The organism is Sporosarcina sp. FSL K6-1540 (genome assembly GCF_038620285.1).
GTDB classification, from domain to species: domain Bacteria; phylum Bacillota; class Bacilli; order Bacillales_A; family Planococcaceae; genus Sporosarcina; species Sporosarcina psychrophila.
In genome coordinates, this window is sequence record NZ_CP152018.1 from 982,734 (window position 1) to 1,001,645 (window position 18,912).

Here is an 18,912-nt window from a genome sequence, read left to right on the forward strand (position 1 = left end):
AAAAGCAGAGACTCAGACCCTCTACTTTTTTCAGCAATACCTATTTTACTACTTACTTTTTAATCCAAACATTTGCTCCGTTCGGGTGAACGATTTGGATAGAGTTATCCGCAGACACTTCATATCCTTGAACTTTTTTACTGATGCCCGCTGTTGCTTCTTGAACATCAATTTCGATACGCGGAACGTCTTTCAAGATAATTTTCAATGCTTCTTGATAAATTGCTGCGCGTTCATCTTGATCGGCCGTTTCAGATAATGCACGATCTAACAGTTTATCAACTTCAGGGTTGTCATAGCCTTTCCCGTTTCCTAAAGCACTAAGTTGATCTGTGTGGAACAACTGATAAAGGAAGAAGTACGGGTCTGGATACCATGACCAGCCGCCAATGGACATCGGTGCATTCCCTTTAGATACCGTGTCACTGTAAGTTCCCCACTCTACGACTTTAATTTCTACATCGATGTTGAGGTTTTCTTTCATTTGATTTTGGAAGATTGTTGCGTATGGAACACGCGCTGCCCCAACGTAAATTTCTGTTTTAAAGCCATCTGGATAGCCTGCTTCAGCAAGCAACTCTTTCGCTTTTTCCGGTTCATAAGTTGGGACTAGTTTTTCCAGTTCTTCATCGTAGCCCCAAGATCCAGTAGGAAGTGGCAGATAAGAACGGACAGCACCGCCCCATTGGTTAACACCAGATACTAGTTCGTCAACATTTGTTGCTTTATAAATCGCTTCACGAACTTTAACGTCCGCAGTTGGCCCAACTTTATTATTCAAGTCAAGATACGTAATAGATAGCGCTTGGATAGTTAGTAATTCAAAGTTCTCGTCTTTGTTAATCAATTCCCTATTTTGTCCTTTAACATCCAAAGCGACATCGATATCGCCTGAACGCAATGCGTTTGTCATCATATTAGGGTCCGCAATAACTTTCATCCGTACACCATCTAAATGTGGTTTACCGCCCCAATACTTGTCATTTCTTACTAAGTCAATTTGCTGATCCTTTTTCCAATCTTTAATGGCAAACGGACCAGTACCCACTAAGTGCGCACCGAACTCATCGCCCCATCCTTCAACTTCTTCTTTTGGCACAATTGAGTTACCAGCATCAGTCAATACAGCTAGCAAAGCAGCATTAGGTGTTTCAAGATGGATTTGTACTTCAAATTCACCTGATACATCTACTTTTGTAACGCCGTTAAGTCTGTTCATGACAGATTCATTTACTGATCTTTCCAAGCTATATTTTACATCTTCGGCAGTCATTTGACGGCCGTCTTGGTATTCACCAGGTTGGAAGAAGACGTCGTCCCTTAGTTGGAACGTGTAGACAAGCAAGTCGTCAGAGATTTGCCAATCTGTTGCGAGCGATGGAGTGATCTCGCTCAAGTCTTTACTATAAACTACGAGTGTATCTGCAACCGAACGCATAACTTGTGATTCGTATACGCCTGTATATTTAACCGGGTCAAGTGTTTGTGGATTGGCTGAGAGGCCAATTTGCAAAGTCCCTCCATCTTGAGGTTCCCCACTATTTTCTCCCCCTTTGTCTCCGTCCTTACTATCAGAACTTGGCGTGGATGACTTTCCTGAACAAGCAGCTAATACGAGTAACAGCGAAACACCAACTAAAAACATTTTCGCCCTTTTATATCCCAATATAATCCCCCCACTTCCATATTGATTCACACTGTGAACCACTGATTCAACAGTGTTAAATTAGTTACTAACTTAACACGATTTATCATCAAATGTAAAGTATTATTTTAAAAGATTCTAATATCTTATAACGTGCATAATTATTCAAAAAGCCACTTCATTATAAGGGCCACAGGTAATTAAGAATTCTAAAGATTTACCATTTACTTTTTATTCAGAGGGTGGTACGCTATCCTAAATTCACATTGTGAACCAGTGTTTCAGAATAATAGAATGAGAGGTGGAAGTGAATGGGTAAGTACTTTCTTCGAAGACTGATTGATTTATTACCTACTGTTTTTGTTGTAGCTATTATCGTCTTCATCATTACACGTCTAATACCCGGAAATCCCGCAGCCGTTATGCTAGGCCCTACCGCCAGCGTAGAAGATATAGAAAAGCTGACGGAGCAATTGGGATTAAATGAACCCTTATATCAACAATTCTTCAGTTATATAACTGGTTTGCTACAAGGGGATTTTGGCACTTCATTAAGTTATAACCAACCCGTAACGGAATTGATCATGGAGCGCTTTCCAAACACGCTTGTCCTGGCAGTAGCCGCATTAATCATTGCGCTGGTTATCGGTATCCCGGCAGGAATGATTTCTGCATCTCGTCATAACTCCATTTTGGATTATGTGGTTATGTTAATTTCATTAATTGGCGTGTCGATGCCCATTTTTTGGCTCGGTGTTATGTTAGTTCTTTATTTCAGCGTAGGTTTAGGCTGGTTTCCTGCAACAGGAATGGGAACCTTAAGTGAAGGGCTCATCCCTTATCTCAAGCATCTTGCATTACCAGCTATCACACTTGCCACCATTCCAATGGCGACTTTCGCCAGGATAACACGATCTAGTATGTTAGAGGTTTTATCACAAGAATATATTAAAACGGCACGTGCAAAAGGAGTCAGCGAGTTTTGGGTTATATCAAAACATGCTTTTAAAAACTCTCTTACACCCATCTTGACGGTGTTAGGCATGCAAATTTCAATGCTACTTGGAGGAGCAGTTTTAACAGAAACAATCTTTAGCTGGCCGGGGATGGGACGATTGATTGTCGATGCCATCGATAAAAGGGACTTTGTCGTTGTACAAGGAACTGTATTATTCATCGCCATCATCTTTGTTGTCGTCAACTTGTTAGTCGATATGCTCTATAAAGTTGTCAATCCGCGGGTCAATTATCTCTCGAAAAAAGGGGGCGGTGGAAAATGACACTGACTCAGCCTACTAGTTCTCGTCCAACTGCCAAGGATAATGTAATTCCAAAAGAAGCGAGTTTTCTTAAAAAGCTGTTCAAAAATAAATTAGCCGCTTTTGGACTAGGTGTCACTATTTTAATGGTCATCGTAGCTGTATTTGCGCCTTTAATAGCAACTCACACTCCAAATAGTATGGATCTTGCGAATACACTTGCTAGTGCTGGAACTGAAGGTCATCTTTTAGGCACTGATAACTATGGCCGTGACCTTTTCAGTCGAATTATCTATGGAGCTCGAATCTCCCTTATCGTCGGTGTTTCGGCTGTACTGCTTGGGGCCATTTTAGGTACCTTGCTTGGCCTGTTAGCAGGCTACTTCGGCGGGAAGCTTGACTCGATTATTATGCGCACGATGGACGGACTCTTCGCATTTCCTTTTATTCTTTTGGCAATTACGTTAATGACGGTACTTGGTCAAGGACTGGTAAACGTTATTATTGCAATCGGAGTTGCTAATATTCCAGGATTTGCACGGATTGTACGTGGACAAGTCTTAAGTGTTAAGGAAGAGGAATTTATAGAAGTAACGAATTCATTGGGAGCCACACATCCAAGAATTATTTTCTACCACATCTTGCCGAACTGTTTAGCGCCGCTGATTGTATATGGAACGATGAGCATTGCTGGCGCAATCATTTCAGAAGCTGCCCTTAGTTTCCTAGGTCTCGGCGTCCAGCCACCTACTGCTTCTTGGGGCAGCATCTTGAAAGACGGGAAAGACTTTCTGGTCTTGAATCCTCAAATGGCTACGTTCTCAGGACTTGCTATATTAATAACGGTGTTAGGTATTAACTTATTCGGTGATGGTCTGCGTGACGCACTAGATCCGAAAATGAAAGTTTGACGATTGGAGGGATGAATATGTCGGAAACTTTACTTCGCATAGAGGACTTAGACGTTCAATTCAGATCTTCCTCCTCTGTAGTGAAAGCCGTAAATGGTGTAAATATCACGTTAAATAAAAAAGAAACACTCGGTATCGTCGGTGAGTCCGGATCGGGTAAAAGTGTAACAGCTACCGCTTTAATGCGACTAATCCCCTCCCCCCCAGGTAAAATATCCGGCGGGACCATCAATTTCGATGGCAAAGACTTGCTGAAGCTCTCTGAAAAAGAAATGAAAGCGATACGAGGCAATGACATCGCAATGATTTTCCAAGATCCAATGACGAGCTTGAATCCAGTGTTCAAAGTTGGCAATCAAATCATCGAAGCGATTCGAAACCATAAAGTGATATCCAAAAAAGATGCTAAAAAAGAAGCGATTGAAATGTTAAAAGTGGTCGGCATTCCGGAACCTCAAAAGCGAATTAACATGTATCCGCACGAGTTTTCGGGGGGCATGAGGCAGCGGGTTATGATTGCGATTGCATTGTCATGTAATCCAAAGTTATTGATTGCAGATGAACCTACAACTGCACTGGACGTTACGGTACAAGCGCAAATTCTAGATTTGATGAAAAAACTGCAACAAACAAACGATACATCTATCATCATGATCACGCATGACCTCGGTGTTGTCTGGGAAATGTGCGACAAATTGATTGTCATGTACGCCGGTTCAACTGTTGAATCCGGAACGGTAGAAACAATCTTTAATAACCCTCTCCATCCATATACATGGGGGTTACTAGAGTCACAAATTACAAAAGACGTAATTCACGGTGAGAAATTGCCTGCCATCCCGGGAAGTCCTCCTGACATGAGAAAACCTATGCCGGGTTGTCCTTTCTATGACCGCTGTCCGTTCGGCCAAGAGATTTGTTTAACAACAAAACCTGAGCCAATTGAAGTAGAAGAGAATCATATTGTATCCTGCCATTTCCAAACGACAACGACTCGTTTAGAAAGAAAGGAGCGAATGTACGTTGACTGAATCGATTATAAAAGTACGTGATTTAAAAAAACACTTTCCTATTCATAGTGCCATTCCTTTTGTGAAATCGCATCAAAGTGTCAAAGCTGTTGATGGCGTGAACTTCGATGTTTATAAAGGCGAAACACTCGGTATTGTGGGTGAATCAGGTTGCGGCAAGTCGACATTAGCACGCCTAATCAATCAGCTTGTTCACCCTTCTGCTGGTTCTGTAGAGTTTAAAGGTAAAGATTTAGCAACTTTATCCGCTAAAGATGTTCGTGCAGCAAGGAAATCGATACAAATGGTATTCCAAAATCCTGATGCTTCACTAGATCCACGGAAGACGATTGAGTTTTTAATTGCTGAACCTTTAGTTATCCATAATATTGGCACGAAAGAAAGCCGTAAACAACGGGTGCATGAACTATTAGAAACAGTTGGGCTAAGTAGCTACCATGCCCGCCGTTATCCACATGAATTTTCTGGTGGTCAAAAGCAGCGTATCAATATTGCACGTGCTCTTGCGCTAAATCCTGATGTCATTATTTGCGATGAACCGGTATCGGCGCTGGATGTATCCGTACAAGCACAGGTCATCAATCTACTTAAAAGTTTACAAAAGGAATTTAACTTGACCTATATTTTCATTTCACATGACTTAAACGTCGTTCGTTATATGTGTGACCGTATTGCAGTTATGTATTTAGGGAAAGTCGTTGAAACAGGTACTTTCCAACAGCTCTACGAAGATCCGAAGCATCCTTATACAAAGGCCCTGCTTTCTGCAATTCCAAAAGAAAATCCGTTCGAACACAAGGAACGTGTCATTTTGACAGGTGACGTACCAAGTCCGGTTAATCCACCTTCAGGCTGTGCTTTTCATGAACGCTGTCAATATGTGATGGATATTTGTAAAACCGACGCACCTGTATTGCAGACAATCGAACCAGAAAACCAAGTCGCTTGTCATCTATATTAAAAACTAGGAGGAAATGAATATGTCACTCAAACACGTAATGGAAGTTCTTGAATTAATGGATAGTAAGTTTGTAACAGGAGAAAGCATCAAAAGTTATTTGGAAGGTATCTCTTCCAACGGGGACATTTCTGTAGAAACAGTTTTCGGTGAAAAAGGATCCACTGATTTCATCAAAATTACACTTGCAGGCGAAAATGGAAAATCCAAAGGCGGTACTTCCCCTACTCTCGGTATTATCGGACGTTTAGGCGGTATCGGTGCACGCCCGGAAATGAAGGGCTTCGTTTCTGATGGAGATGGCGCGCTGGCATGTATTTCTACTGCTGCTAAACTTCTTGATATGTCTGGAAAAGGTGATGACCTGAAAGGCGATATCGTGTTAACAACACATATTTGCCCAGATGCTCCGACAACTCCTCATGAGCCGGTTGCTTTTATGGGTTCGCCTGTTGACATCCTTGCGATGAATCAACATGAAGTTACGGCTGAAATGGATGCTATTATCTCCATTGACACGACAAAGGGAAATATGATCACGAACCATAAAGGATTTGCAATTACACCTACAGTAAAAGCTGGTTACATACTAAAAGTCAGTGATGATCTTTTACACATCTACACACAATCTGCAGGAATCCTGCCTGTCACACTACCTATTACAACACAGGATATTACGCCTTATGGCAATGGACTTTACCATGTAAACAGTATTTTACAGCCTGCTGTTGCAACGAATGCACCGGTTGTCGGAGTTGCAATTACGACAGAAACGGCTGTAGCCGGCTGTGCAACCGGTGCTTCCCACCCTACTGATGTTGAACAAGTTGTTCGTTTTGCAATCGAAGTTGCAAAATCATTTGGTGAAGGTAAATGTGACTTCTACGATGAGACTGAATTTGAATTGATTGAAAAACTATACGGCACAATGAATCACCTCCAAACAAAAGGAAGTAAGGTGGAAGCAGTATGACTGATACAATAGCACTCAAGCAATTATTAATCGATGAAGTTGAGAAAAGAAAAGACGAACTAATTGAACTATGCAGTTCCCTTATCCAAATTCCAAGTGAAAATCCACCGGGAGACTCTACGGATATCAGCCAATTTATCACAGATTACTTAAAACAATATGATTTAGAGCCTGAGTGGCACGAGGCAAGCGACAAAATGTTCAACCTGATCTCTTCGTATGGCAACAAAGAAGGTAAAAATCTCATTTATTGCGGGCATACGGATGTTGTTCCAGCAGGCGATTTAACGAAATGGGATTTCAATCCATTCTCTGGTGAGGTTGTAGATGGCTGGATGCTCGGACGCGGTGCGAGTGACATGAAAGCTGGACTAGCGGGACTCATTTTTGTTTACGGTCTAATGAAACGGATGGACATTCAGCTTCCTGGACAATTAACATTAGCGATAGTTCCCGATGAAGAAACGGGTGGCGAATTCGGGGTGCCTTGGTTACTCGAAAACAAGCTGATTGCAGGCGATGGTGCACTCATCGCAGAACCTTCTTCTCCGTACAACCCGACGATCGGTCAAAAAGGGTCTTACTGGTTTGAGCTCGAGGTGTTCGGTACACCAGGACACGGTAGTCTTTCACCAATTGCCGGGAATAATGCAATCACTGATGCCATTAAAGCCATCGATAAAATTCAAGATTTATGGGATCTAAACATTACCATCCCGGATGAAATTAAACCGTTAATCGAAGTATCCCAACGCTATATGCGCGAAGTTGAAAAAGACAGACTGAAATTTCAGCCTGTGCTGGAAAAAATCACGGTTAACATCGGAACAATTCAAGGTGGAACAAAATCAAATATTATTCCAGAAAGTTGTAAAGTACAAGTAGACTGCCGCCTACCATTCGGAATTACACATGACGAAGTTTCTCTGTATCTAAAAGATGCTTTAGATAGTTTAGGCATCCGTTATTCCATTCGATTGTTCGGATTTAAAAGTCATGCTAACTACACTTCTGCAGAAGATCCAGTTTGCCGCGCAATTGTGGACAATATTACGTTCGTTACTGATCATGAAGCTTATGGCGTTATGCAGTGGGCAAGCAGTGATGCAAGACATTTTAGAGATTATAATATTCCAGTCTTACAATACGGGCCTGCCTATCTTCCAAGTATCCATGGCTACAATGAAAAAGTACAAGTAGAAGATATAATCCGCTGCGCAAAAGTGTATGCTGCGGCTGTAATTGATTTCCTATACGAAAAATAGTAGGATGATAGTATGATATCCAATATCTATAATTGCTCGTATAAAAGGAGTATATTAATGTTAAAGACAGTGAATCTAGCTTTAGAGGTATTGAGAATGTTTTCCAAAAGCAAGCCTGTTTGGGGTGGCCGGGAATTAGCACATGAAATGGAACTGAATCACACCAATATCTATCGAATTCTGGAGACATTGGAACGGAACGGTTTCGTCAGTAAAGACCCGATTACTAAACAATACTCATTAGGTTCAGTTGTTTGGGAATTGGGTACGGTTTTTTATGAGGGACTAAATATTAGTACTCTTATTAACCCTATTCTAGAGAAATTAAGCGAGAAAACAGGAGAATCTGTTTTTCTAACGGTCCTGGATAAGGGAGAAGCTGTCACACTGATGGTAATCGAACCTAAAAACAAGGTAAAGTTCTCTGTTTCAGCCGGCAGCCGTGCTCCACTTTATGTAGGAGCTTCTTACCGATCAATATTGGCATATATGTCTGAAGAAACCAGAGAAAAAGTGATTACTGGTGAATTAGTGAAATACACTGGGAAAACGATGACAGATTCTACTGATTTGCGTAATGAGTTATCTTTAATTCGCAAAAATGGCTGGGCCGAAAGCCAAGGTGAATATACACCTGACGTTGTCGCACTTGCAGTTCCGCTACTAGTCGATAGCACAATTATCGGCTCAATCACGGTAGCGGGTCCTTCATATAGAATAGAAGAAGAACAAAAAAACATTGCCCTTCCATTGTTGCATGAGACTCGGGATGAGGTTGTGGAAGTAATTACGCGATATAAGTTGAAATTGAATACATGAAGTGACGAGACAACACCCCCCGACTAAAAATCATCGAGGGGTGTTTTTTTGAATATAGATGATTCTAAGTCAATTATATTGGAACATTGCTGCTTTGAAAGGTGCGTGCCTTGATAGTTCCCCTGTAGCTTCTCTATCCAACCACGTTAAATAGTCAGTTAAATTAGTTATCCGTAATAAATCAAGGAAATATCTCCAAGCATTGCTACCTTTCTTTCAATCCCGAGTCAATTCTGTTACATACCGTTCCCAACTACTGATACGTTGTACACTAGATATACGTCAATTTTCTTGAGGAGTTTGATTATGAATAAGAAACGTTTATCCTGGGTGGATGTCACCAAAGGATTTTTAATGATTCTTGTCGTCATTGGTCATTATCCTGGACAGCTCGATTTCCCACTGGCGAAGTATATCTATTGGTTTCACATGCCAGCATTCTTTATTTTAAGTGGTTTGTTTTTTAAGCCTGTTGTAGAAAAGGGCTTAATGAAACTGTCCATTCAAAAACGTTTTATGCAATTGATTGTCCCCTATTTGTTTTTCCTCGTCAGCATTACGCTGATTCGTTACGGGATAGAAATTGGTTCAGGCAATATGGATCTATCATGGTATGTAAATGATTTGTGGACACTCGCTGTCGGCGGACGTTTTGCACGTGGTGCATATGGTGTATTCTGGTTTGTAACTACGCTTTTCTTTACGTATTTGTTCTTCTTATGGATGACAAAATACTTTAGTCGTACGAAACAAATTATTATTTTGGCTATCTTTTATAGTATTGCCCATTTTGAAAGTTTGTTTGCGATGCGCGTCATTGGTGGATCACCAGATACTGCTTCTCAAACAATCCCAATGATTTGGAACATCGATGTTGCACTCATGGCAGTCGTCTATTTTTCACTCGGTTATTATATGAAGAGTATTTGGATGAATGTTTCGAAAAGATGGTTAACCGCGGGATTGATCGGTAGTGTGACAGCAGTTTTGCTTGATAACTTTAATGTAATTGACTATCATTTGAGCATGAAATTTTTGCGTTATGAACATTTCGTTTTAGATTTGATCATTCCACTTTCATTCACACTTGTATTGGTGGGCGTATTCCAACTCATCGCTACTCAACTGTCACTCAATTGGCTGCAAAGGATCGAGAAGCACTCCCTAACGATCATGTACTTGCACATCTTTACAGATATTTTGTTAAATGATTACTTCACATATGGCATTATTGGATTCACAGGATTTGGATTGGTCATTCCAATCGTGGTTTCAATCATCATTCAAAAATTGATACCACATGGAAAGCTACTACTTGGTGGATTTTCTCAAAAAAGGCCACTACCCATTCAGCAGTAGCACACTAAAATCTGTACTATATAAGTTGAAATAAAGAATCCTACCAACAACGCTCGGCGCTAGGGGATGCCTCCCACAATAAGCCGGACAGAAAACCACTGTCAGTCTTATTGCTTCGGCTACCCCAGTAGACGCCTTCGCTGGAGATTTATAAGATCATTAGTTCAACTTATATAGATAGTCGGCATTTAACAAATAGAATGTTCTTCCAACACCGCTTGTCGCTAGATTTGTTCGTTACACCGGTGAGACGATCAACAGGTATATGTCTAGGCATTCGCGCATATACTACTAATCACAGAGAGGCGGCACTCCTCTGTCCCGCACGGGGGCACTTTCGACGGAAGGTGAAAAAGAATACCAAGCATAATCTGACTGGAGATTGTCCAGTAGTGCCGCGTAATACATAGCTTAGAACGGAAAAACCAGCCATTTATTATCTTGGCTGGTTTTGCTTTGTACTTTCTTCATTGCACCAGAAAGTTATTCCGGAAACGTTATTACAAGATTTCCTTCGATATTTACAACCTCAATCAGTTCCTCGTTAAACAAATACGGTGTATCATTTTTGTCCTGTGGTGTTATTGCCTCGTAGCTATTCTTGACAGACAAAACTTGAAATGTAACTGGAATATAGCGACCTTTGTTTAATGTTTTCATGTTCCCCATCAAAAATACTTCTTTGCTGGAAACAGCAAAACTCAGATGTCCCACTTCTTTATTCAAATTACCCGATACTAATTTCACGTCCTGCAATAAAGAAATTGTGCATAAAATGAAATCATTGATGATTTCAGCAGGTAACTTCTCAAAGCCATTTTTCAAAAACAGCGCGTTAAAACCATTCCTTATTTCTTTAAACGAGAAGATATCCTCAATTTTTTTAGCTTTGACCCCATTACCCAAATTTGCGATAACCTGTTTGCAGTCTCCTAGGTACTCCCCTACATATCCCGAGCTCTTCTCCCTTAGCGCGATGAAATCAGCAAGCCCATTAACACTATCAATTCCATGCGCATCGTCTCGAACCAACATCATGAAACTATAGAAGTCCTTTTCATCAAAACTTCTTTCAACAAATTTGTTGTAGTAGTGTGCAAATAACTGTTGTTCTTTCTTATCCATGACGCTTCCACCCTTTTCACTATTCTTTTACGTATCTTTACTATAATCATAACATGCTTAGGAACATACTTTCTACAATGGGGTTGTAAATGTTCGGTATTACTTATTTGGAGTGAACTGGTTGCTACACCTTCATTAGTATAATGAACAAATCTAGCGAAGGAGCGACAAGTGTGAGCCGAAGCAATAAGACCGACAGTGATCTTCTGATGGGCTTATTGCGTGAGGCCATCACCAAGCGACAAAGCGGTGTTGGAAGAACATTCTTTTTGTAAGTGCCGTCTATATAAATATACTCTCGAAATATATTTTTCTTACTTTTTAACTAGCACAAAAAACCAGCCCTCACAATCCAGGCTGGTCCTCATTTAACATTACGCAATACTAACAAGCTTACTAGTTGCTAATAATTCCTGCTCCACTTTAACTTGTTCCTTGATAAACTGTATGGCTATTTGATTGAACTCTTTATGCTTCTCAATATTACAGACATGGCCGCATTGCTCAATAATATGCAATCTAGCGCTTTTATCCTTTATCGTATCTTCTTCAACCGGGCCAAGAAACATATAGTCTTGATCACCCATGATGTACATCTTGGGAATTTCATGTTTTTCACAATCAATTCGCGGATAAATTTCACAAACCTTGGCAGCAAATCGATACCATTTAATAAACCCTTTTTGACGGATTTTCTTTGCTTCTAGGATGAAAACATCCCTTGACTTCTTATGGTGTGCTTTAGGCATAAGGATACGTGCAAATGTTTTATACAACCACATGTAGGGGACCACACTTTTAAGCAAATTTCCTGTTCTCAGAATCACTTTCGCAACACTTGTTAAACGGATAATTGCACCACCTAAAATCATGCTTTTAATTCTACCGGGTGCGTAAATATGCATCGCATGTAAGACAACAGAACCCAAACTAATCCCGGCAAAGTGAGCCTTTTCAATAGAAAGGCAATCCATTACCTTTACGACATCTTTAGCTAAAATTTCAGGTGTATATGTTAGCATTTCGGGTTCATAATTAGCGGAACCGCCATGATCTCTTAAGTCAATGAAGAGCAGGTTGAAATGCTTTTTAAACTCTTTTATTTGTTTATACCATATATTCGAATTTCCACCCAAGCCATGAAGAAATACAACCCACTCATGCTGAGGACCTAAGTTATGCGTTTCATAATGTAACAAATGAAATTAACCCTCTTCCCTTTAGAGCAATCCACAAAAAACCTACATTTTATCGAAATTTGTCGGTTTTTGTTATCTTATGAATACTATTGTAATTCATTCGTTTACAAAAGTCTTGTGCTAGCCTGAAAGAATCGCCTCGAATTTTCCCTCTGTACTTTTTGTTGTCACAAAAGAGAATTATCTCCTTGTGCACGCTCCCTATGGAGTATTTATCCATTATTAGCTAAATGTTTATCCTCAATCAAATCCGCCGCGTGAACGATCATATAACCTGCCAACCGATCATAACCCCGCATGAACGATCATATCCTCTGCCAACCAATCATAACGCCACACAAACGATCATATATCCTGCCAACCAATCAGTAACGCCGCACGAACAATCATATATTCCGCCAACCAATCATAACGCCACACAAACGATCATATATTCCGCCAACCAATCATAACGCCACACAAACGATCATATATCCTGCCAACCAATCAGTAACACCACACGCGCGATCATATATCCTACCAACCAATCAGTAACGCCGCACGAACGATCATATATTCCGCCAACCGATCATTACTACCACACGCACGATCATATTTCCCGCCAACCGATCATAACCCCCACATAACCAATCACATCCCCCCCGCAGCCCAATCATTTCCTATATACAAAAAAAAATCAGACATTTACGTACATGTCTGATCTTCATTTTATTAAGTTGTGGATTACTAAAACTTACACCTGTTATAGAGCCGCTATTACATGCCCGGGCTTCTCCAACAATCTAAAGATATTGTTTTTATATTCTTCAACCCCTGGCTGGTCGAAAGGATTTAGGCCCTGCAAGTAAGCACTCATTGCACATGAAAGTTGGAAGAAATATATGAGATAACCAACATGATAGGCATCTTGCTTAGCCACTTCAAGACGTAGTAAAGGTACGCCTCCATCTCGGTGCGCCTCCATAGCCCCATGCATCATTACTTCATTTATTTCATTTAATGTTTTATCCGATAGATAATTCAAGCCATCCAAGTTTTCTTTGGATGAAGGTATCGCACAATCCTCCGCTTCTTCTGTGAAATGGACAAACGTTTCAAAGAGCATCCGTTGACCATCTTGTATATATTGACCGAGGGAATGTAAGTCGGTAGGATATGCGACGGCGGCAGGGAAAATACCGTTTCCGCCCTTCCCTTCACTTTCACCAAAGAGCTGCTTCCACCACTCATGGAAAGTTTCAAAGGATGGGGAAAAGCTCGCTAAAATTTCGACATTGTAGCCTTCAGATAACAGTAGCGTTCGTAAAGCAGCATACTGATAAGCTATATTCGAACCTATATTTGCGTTCGAGAGATCATGAATGGCTTTTTTTGCTCCTGCAAGGAGTTGTTCAATATCGACACCAGCTACTGCAAGAGGGATTAAACCAACTGGCGTGAGAACGGAATAACGGCCCCCAATATCATTTGGTATGATGAAAGACGTAAATCCTGAACGGACAGCCATTTCCCTCAAGGCACCTTCTGATTTATCGGTAATCGCAACAATTCGTTCGCTTGCGGATGAACCATAACGGTTTTCCATATATTCAAGCATAATCCGGAAAGCAATTGCAGGTTCCGTCGTTGTTCCAGATTTCGAAATAACAATAATGGCAACTTCTTTACTCCCCATATAGCTTAATAATTGTTTCATATAAGCACCGCTCAAGTTTTGGCCAGCAAAGAGTACTTCAGGATCATCCGACTTTTTTTCGAAATACGGTGATAGCGCGTCTTGAATCGCTTTCGCTCCTAAATAAGAACCTCCAATACCTATGACAACAACCAAATCTGCATTTTCACGAAGTTTTTTCGCCGCCTTCAGAGCATCCTCTAATTCATGTGACGAAATCTCATTCGGGTAATTCTTCCACCCCAAATAATCAGCACCTTCAGAAGTACCTTTATTCATTTCTTGATGAATCGTTTTCACCTGTGTACCAAATACTTCCTCAAGCTTACTTATAGATACATGTGATTGATTTAGTGTTAACGGAATTACCAATTCGACATTCTCCCCTTCTAGGTGGTTTTATCAATTTAAGTCATAAATTACCATTCATCTAACATGTCCGACTTCTTTCTACGGGTTCAATAACAGTCTATCACTTTCAACTCCCACTCATCTTTTATCAAGATAGGGCAGTAACTCATTTCCCATTAGGTGAGCCTCTTCAGCTATCACAATTAAAAATAGATCATCAAAGCTCTTCTTCTCTATTATGACCAAGAAGCATCTTAACTTCAATTCTAAATTTCCGTGGATGATTAACAGTGGAAGATATATTATATGAAGGAATTTCCTTCAGTAACACTTAGTTATCGTAATGCAACTACCCCACTTACACAACATAAGTAATCCGTAACGAATTACTGTTATTTTAACCACTGCTAATGAACTATGATTTAATCACCTTGGAATACAATGTATCGTGCACGGTTTAGTGGCTCCCGTTATAGCTGAATGAATAAATTAATAGTCAAACGTGCACTTAAAAGTCTGTCCACTTATTGTATAGGAGAGGATTGACACTCGCAGAATATGTGCAGTAATTCGGTATAAAAGTAGCTGGTGAGAAGAAACATCGGGAGCGGATACATATGAATTTGAAGTGCGAATTAGGGTAACAACAACCAAGCCTAGCCAGATACTATAGTAAAAAACAGCTCCTATCCATCTGGACTGAAGCTGTTACGTTACTTTTATAGTTACTTTTCACACGCGATTAAATCTTTATCGCGGTCGCTTTTTTTGTTCGCATCATAGATTGCCTGAGATACAAATGGCTTGTACTTCGTTTCCCCGCCTACATTTTTAATAGATGCAGATCTTGCTACGCCGCCTTTATACACTTTGTTTAACTCTGTGCAATTTTTATATGTCACGACTTTCGGGCTAGCCGCCTCAACATTCACCGAACTGAATGAGAAGCCTATCGCAATAGTAAATGCCAGCAAGACAGTAAATACTTTCTTCATAACAAAAACCTCCTTTTCAATTAACCCTCTTGGGTATGAACCTGTTTATAGGCATGAAAAAACGCCTTCCTTTATCCCAATCATTCATAGCGATCAGGCTGAAGGCATCCCTCTTGAACTATATAATTACCTTAACAGACTTTGAGTTTATTGAATACCCTGAAAAAACTGGTTGGGGCTGATATATGATCGGTTCGCGTGGGATATGATCGGTTGCGTCATGATATGATCGGCTGCGTGGAGATATGATCGGTTAGCGCGGGATTTGATCGACTGCGTCAAGATATGATCGGGTCGCTTGGGATTTGATCGGCTACGTCGAGATATGATCGGGTCGCGTGGGATTTGATCGGCTGCACGCGGATATGATCGGTTCGCGTGGGATTTGATCGGCTGCACACGGATATGATCGGTTCGGGCTCGTATATAAATGGCCTGCCTATGAAAATGACAAATCCTAGAGATTTCAATTTAGCACAAGTAAATAGACCCAGTCATTTTATTAATGACTGGGTCCCCTTAATACTTTGAAATTTTCTATTTTGCTTCGAATTTAACTTGGCGGTAGCCGGTTTCGTATCAACTACTCACTCTGGCGTTGTATCTTCACTTGCCGAAGCATAGATGCTATTCGCAAGCATGCGGTAATAGTATTTCGTGTGGGCTCTAAATGCTAAGTCGTTCGCAAATAGCGTCACTGTTGAATCTTCCAACTGCTGCGTAAAGGCGAATGTTTGCCCCTGCGCTCCTTCATGTCCAGGCCACCATCCCGAAACGAAGAAATCATCCGTATTTTTGACTGTTGCCAATACTTCAGCATCCACAGGCACTTCAGTTATCCATGAACCCCTCGTTGTATATAGAAGCTCATCTGCCTTATAACCAGAAGTTAATTGGTGATTGACATTTACTGTCGCTTTCACAAGTCCTTCATGTCCACCTTGAGTCGTTACATAATCGAATCCTTCAAGTAACTTTGTATCTTTAACGGCTTTTAGTACACTGTTACCAATACCTACGAACGTTTTACCTGATAAATCTTTCGGCAAAGTACTATCAGAGATAATGACTTCTGCATTTTTCTCATCAACTAGCTTAAAGCCTAGCTCTTTCAACGAAAATGCCAATTGACTAGAACCACTTCCTGCTACCTTTGGCTCCGAAATCCACTTTATTTCAAACGCATTGTATGCTGGTAAAGGATTCGCTTCAAAGGTATAATCCTCGACGTAGGAGAGTAAATCACTTGTATTAACTACGTAATCGCCTTTACGGAATCCGAATTTTTCCTCTTGCACCAAGCCGACTTGTTTTCCTTCTGCAAGGAGTTTGTTCACAAGTTTGATTGTGTCATTATTAGTGTTTTTTAGTACTTGTCTAGTAGCCGTTTTCTTAACTTCGCTTGCTGGAACTTCGATTGCACTAACCTTTGTTGTATGTCCTTCGAATCCTTCTTCTTCTCCAAAACGTACTTCAACGACGTCAAAACCTCTAAGCGCTGGGAAATTAACGACTACGGGATCGTACATTGCTTCCCAATCAGAAACGTCATCGCCTTTATAAAGCATCGCATTCGCCAAGCCGCGCTTTGCTTGTTTCATCGGAACAACATAAGTTCCTTTCGGATAAGTAGTTGCTTCAATCATTATGTCTTTAGTCGTTTGTTCAACTGTTAAACCGTTGCGGATTAAATACGTTACCATATTATAAACTTCTAGCACGTTCTTCTGATTTCTTGCATCAGCCGGTAATACATAGTAATCCGGGAAGAAGTTTTCATTATTCCCGCGAACCCGACCGATTGATTCTCCAGCTGCATTCGTTAACAATGGATCAACGAGACGATTGTCTTGTCCTTTAATTCCACGACTAAAGATTTCAAGCTGGTTTAAATATAACTCGTCTTTATTCTCAAGGACATAGTTTGTCGCTCCAAAGCCAGTACCTACCATAGCGCGTAATGAGTCCTGACTTAAATTTGGCACCTCGACAGTATGTCCAAGAGTTCCATGAAGCATTGAAAAGATAGGTGTATAGGAAGGACCCATGTCATCCCATCCATCTTTATAGCCTTCTGAAGCTAGGAAATAAGAAGTTAAATTAGAATTACCAATTCCCGCTTTCCCCATTTCATGTGCCTGTTCAGTCATGCTTTTAATAAGTAAATCATATTCAAAGTTCGGGTTATGCGGCGGTGTAGCCGGTTCAATTAAGAATCCATTTACATAGCCATGCCCTTCTACCATTGTAAGCGGAGTCCACTTCGCAATTTCCTGATTCAATTGAATCGTTTCGACCTGTGTTTGGTAAGCATTGTCACGGTTCAAATCAAATCCAAGTGCATTAGCGCGTGTATTCAGGACACGTCCGTCCGGGTTATGTGAAAAGTTAAAGATAAAAATAATATTGTCTAATACTTTGTCCATATCCAAAATGACTTCTTCAGAATCACCATTTTTATCCGTTGATGTGAATTCAACTTGTGATTCCATCGCGAATTTCTTTAGCAGCTCTGTTTGGAAGTCGATTCCTTCCACTTCATCTGGATGGATATTATTGAACCAGACTGGAACTTGATAATCACCCATCGTGCCGTCTTTAATCTTCTTCATTAGTTCTTCCGGATTTTCAAGCGCAGTCGGTAGTGTTTGATTGAGATACTTATCCACTGCTTCTTTATCTTTTGCAAGTACTACAAGGTGAAAGTCGCGGCCCTCGACAGATTTACCTGGGCTTTGATACTCTAAATAGCGATCGTTTAATTTATTTGACTCGGCAAAAATACTATCAATAGATGGCTTAATAGCTTCCCAGTCGAGATATTGGTCATAGACATTCAACTTTACAGTCGTTGATGCATTTAAATCATTTGCAGCATCAACCAGAGCAAGTTCATAGTCTCCAATTAGCTCTTTGTAGATGACACGGATTGACCGTGTTGATAGATTGTCTGTATTAAAAGGTAGTCCAAACTCTAGTTCAGCGGCGATCTTAGTTGTTCCGCCGACATAGTGTGGTTCTTTTTTAACAATGATGAATGGATCCCCAGAATATGATTCCGCTTTCGCATCCCACATCTTCCACTCCGATAGACTTTTCCCACCAAATTGAAATTCCAGTTTGGTTAGGTCTACTTTCTTTCCAAAATCAACTTCCAACTCTACATCGCGAATCTCCGTAAGTGAGAATAGGGATTGGCTAACCTCTAGTTGGGTCGCTTGGCTAACTTGGACAGTATCAACTGTTTGGGCAGCTAACGTTGATGCTGGCAATGCCATCGCAATTGCCATATAGATGGATAAAAATGCTACTAAAAACCGTTTCACTACTTAACTCCCCCTTTTCAT

The 18,912-nt window shown here is 40.6% G+C and carries 14 protein-coding genes; 8 read left to right on the plus strand and 6 right to left on the minus strand.

The annotated features are described in order from the left end of the window. Positions 1 to 52: 52 nt before the first annotated feature. On the minus strand, positions 53 to 1,645 hold the full coding sequence (locus MKY15_RS04345; RefSeq protein WP_342539709.1) for an ABC transporter substrate-binding protein: 1,593 nt from the start codon (positions 1,643 to 1,645) through the stop codon (positions 53 to 55). 311 nt (positions 1,646 to 1,956) lie between these two features. On the opposite strand from MKY15_RS04345, the gene MKY15_RS04350 reads away from it, so the two are divergent. From MKY15_RS04350 to MKY15_RS04385, 8 genes are all read left to right on the plus strand, one after another. After that, positions 1,957 to 2,925, plus strand: coding sequence for an ABC transporter permease (locus MKY15_RS04350; RefSeq protein WP_187045838.1), 969 nt, complete (start codon positions 1,957 to 1,959; stop codon positions 2,923 to 2,925). Then, positions 2,922 to 3,815 carry an ABC transporter permease gene (locus MKY15_RS04355; protein WP_342539119.1) on the plus strand — a complete coding sequence of 298 codons (894 nt, stop codon included), beginning with the start codon at positions 2,922 to 2,924 and terminating at the stop codon, positions 3,813 to 3,815. The genes MKY15_RS04350 and MKY15_RS04355 overlap by 4 nt, the downstream gene beginning before the upstream one ends. Before the next feature lie 17 nt (positions 3,816 to 3,832). Continuing rightward, the gene (locus MKY15_RS04360) at positions 3,833 to 4,846 is read left to right on the plus strand and encodes an ABC transporter ATP-binding protein (RefSeq protein WP_342539120.1); all 1,014 of its coding nucleotides are present in this window, start codon (positions 3,833 to 3,835) and stop codon (positions 4,844 to 4,846) included. After that, the gene (locus MKY15_RS04365) at positions 4,839 to 5,807 is read left to right on the plus strand and encodes a dipeptide ABC transporter ATP-binding protein (protein ID WP_342539121.1); all 969 of its coding nucleotides are present in this window, start codon (positions 4,839 to 4,841) and stop codon (positions 5,805 to 5,807) included. The genes MKY15_RS04360 and MKY15_RS04365 overlap by 8 nt, the downstream gene beginning before the upstream one ends. Before the next feature lie 19 nt (positions 5,808 to 5,826). Next, positions 5,827 to 6,777 carry a DUF1177 domain-containing protein gene (locus MKY15_RS04370; protein WP_338655095.1) on the plus strand — a complete coding sequence of 317 codons (951 nt, stop codon included), beginning with the start codon at positions 5,827 to 5,829 and terminating at the stop codon, positions 6,775 to 6,777. After that, complete coding sequence (locus MKY15_RS04375) at positions 6,774 to 8,042, plus strand: ArgE/DapE family deacylase (protein ID WP_342539122.1); 1,269 nt, start codon at positions 6,774 to 6,776, stop codon at positions 8,040 to 8,042. Before MKY15_RS04370 ends, MKY15_RS04375 begins: the two co-directional genes overlap by 4 nt. Positions 8,043 to 8,099: 57 nt before the next feature. Further along, positions 8,100 to 8,861 carry an IclR family transcriptional regulator gene (locus tag MKY15_RS04380; protein ID WP_342539123.1) on the plus strand — a complete coding sequence of 254 codons (762 nt, stop codon included), beginning with the start codon at positions 8,100 to 8,102 and terminating at the stop codon, positions 8,859 to 8,861. A gap of 306 nt (positions 8,862 to 9,167) precedes the next feature. Further along, the gene (locus MKY15_RS04385) at positions 9,168 to 10,220 is read left to right on the plus strand and encodes an acyltransferase family protein (RefSeq protein ID WP_342539124.1); all 1,053 of its coding nucleotides are present in this window, start codon (positions 9,168 to 9,170) and stop codon (positions 10,218 to 10,220) included. 483 nt (positions 10,221 to 10,703) lie between these two features. On the opposite strand, the gene MKY15_RS04390 is transcribed toward MKY15_RS04385, so the two are convergent. The 5 genes from MKY15_RS04390 to MKY15_RS04410 form a co-directional block, all read right to left on the minus strand. After that, positions 10,704 to 11,345 carry a hypothetical protein gene (locus tag MKY15_RS04390; protein WP_067212584.1) on the minus strand — a complete coding sequence of 214 codons (642 nt, stop codon included), beginning with the start codon at positions 11,343 to 11,345 and terminating at the stop codon, positions 10,704 to 10,706. 374 nt (positions 11,346 to 11,719) lie between these two features. Continuing rightward, entirely contained in the window at positions 11,720 to 12,544 is an 825-nt protein-coding gene (locus tag MKY15_RS04395) for an alpha/beta hydrolase (protein WP_342539125.1), read from the minus strand. A gap of 742 nt (positions 12,545 to 13,286) precedes the next feature. Continuing rightward, positions 13,287 to 14,591 carry a glucose-6-phosphate isomerase gene (locus tag MKY15_RS04400; RefSeq protein WP_342539126.1) on the minus strand — a complete coding sequence of 435 codons (1,305 nt, stop codon included), beginning with the start codon at positions 14,589 to 14,591 and terminating at the stop codon, positions 13,287 to 13,289. Positions 14,592 to 15,295: 704 nt separating this feature from the next. After that, a complete protein-coding gene (locus tag MKY15_RS04405) occupies positions 15,296 to 15,565 on the minus strand; it encodes an excalibur calcium-binding domain-containing protein (RefSeq protein ID WP_187045853.1) in 270 nt (89 codons plus the stop codon). A gap of 587 nt (positions 15,566 to 16,152) precedes the next feature. After that, the gene (locus tag MKY15_RS04410) at positions 16,153 to 18,891 is read right to left on the minus strand and encodes an X-prolyl-dipeptidyl aminopeptidase (RefSeq protein WP_342539127.1); all 2,739 of its coding nucleotides are present in this window, start codon (positions 18,889 to 18,891) and stop codon (positions 16,153 to 16,155) included. Between the last annotated feature and the right edge of the window lie 21 nt (positions 18,892 to 18,912).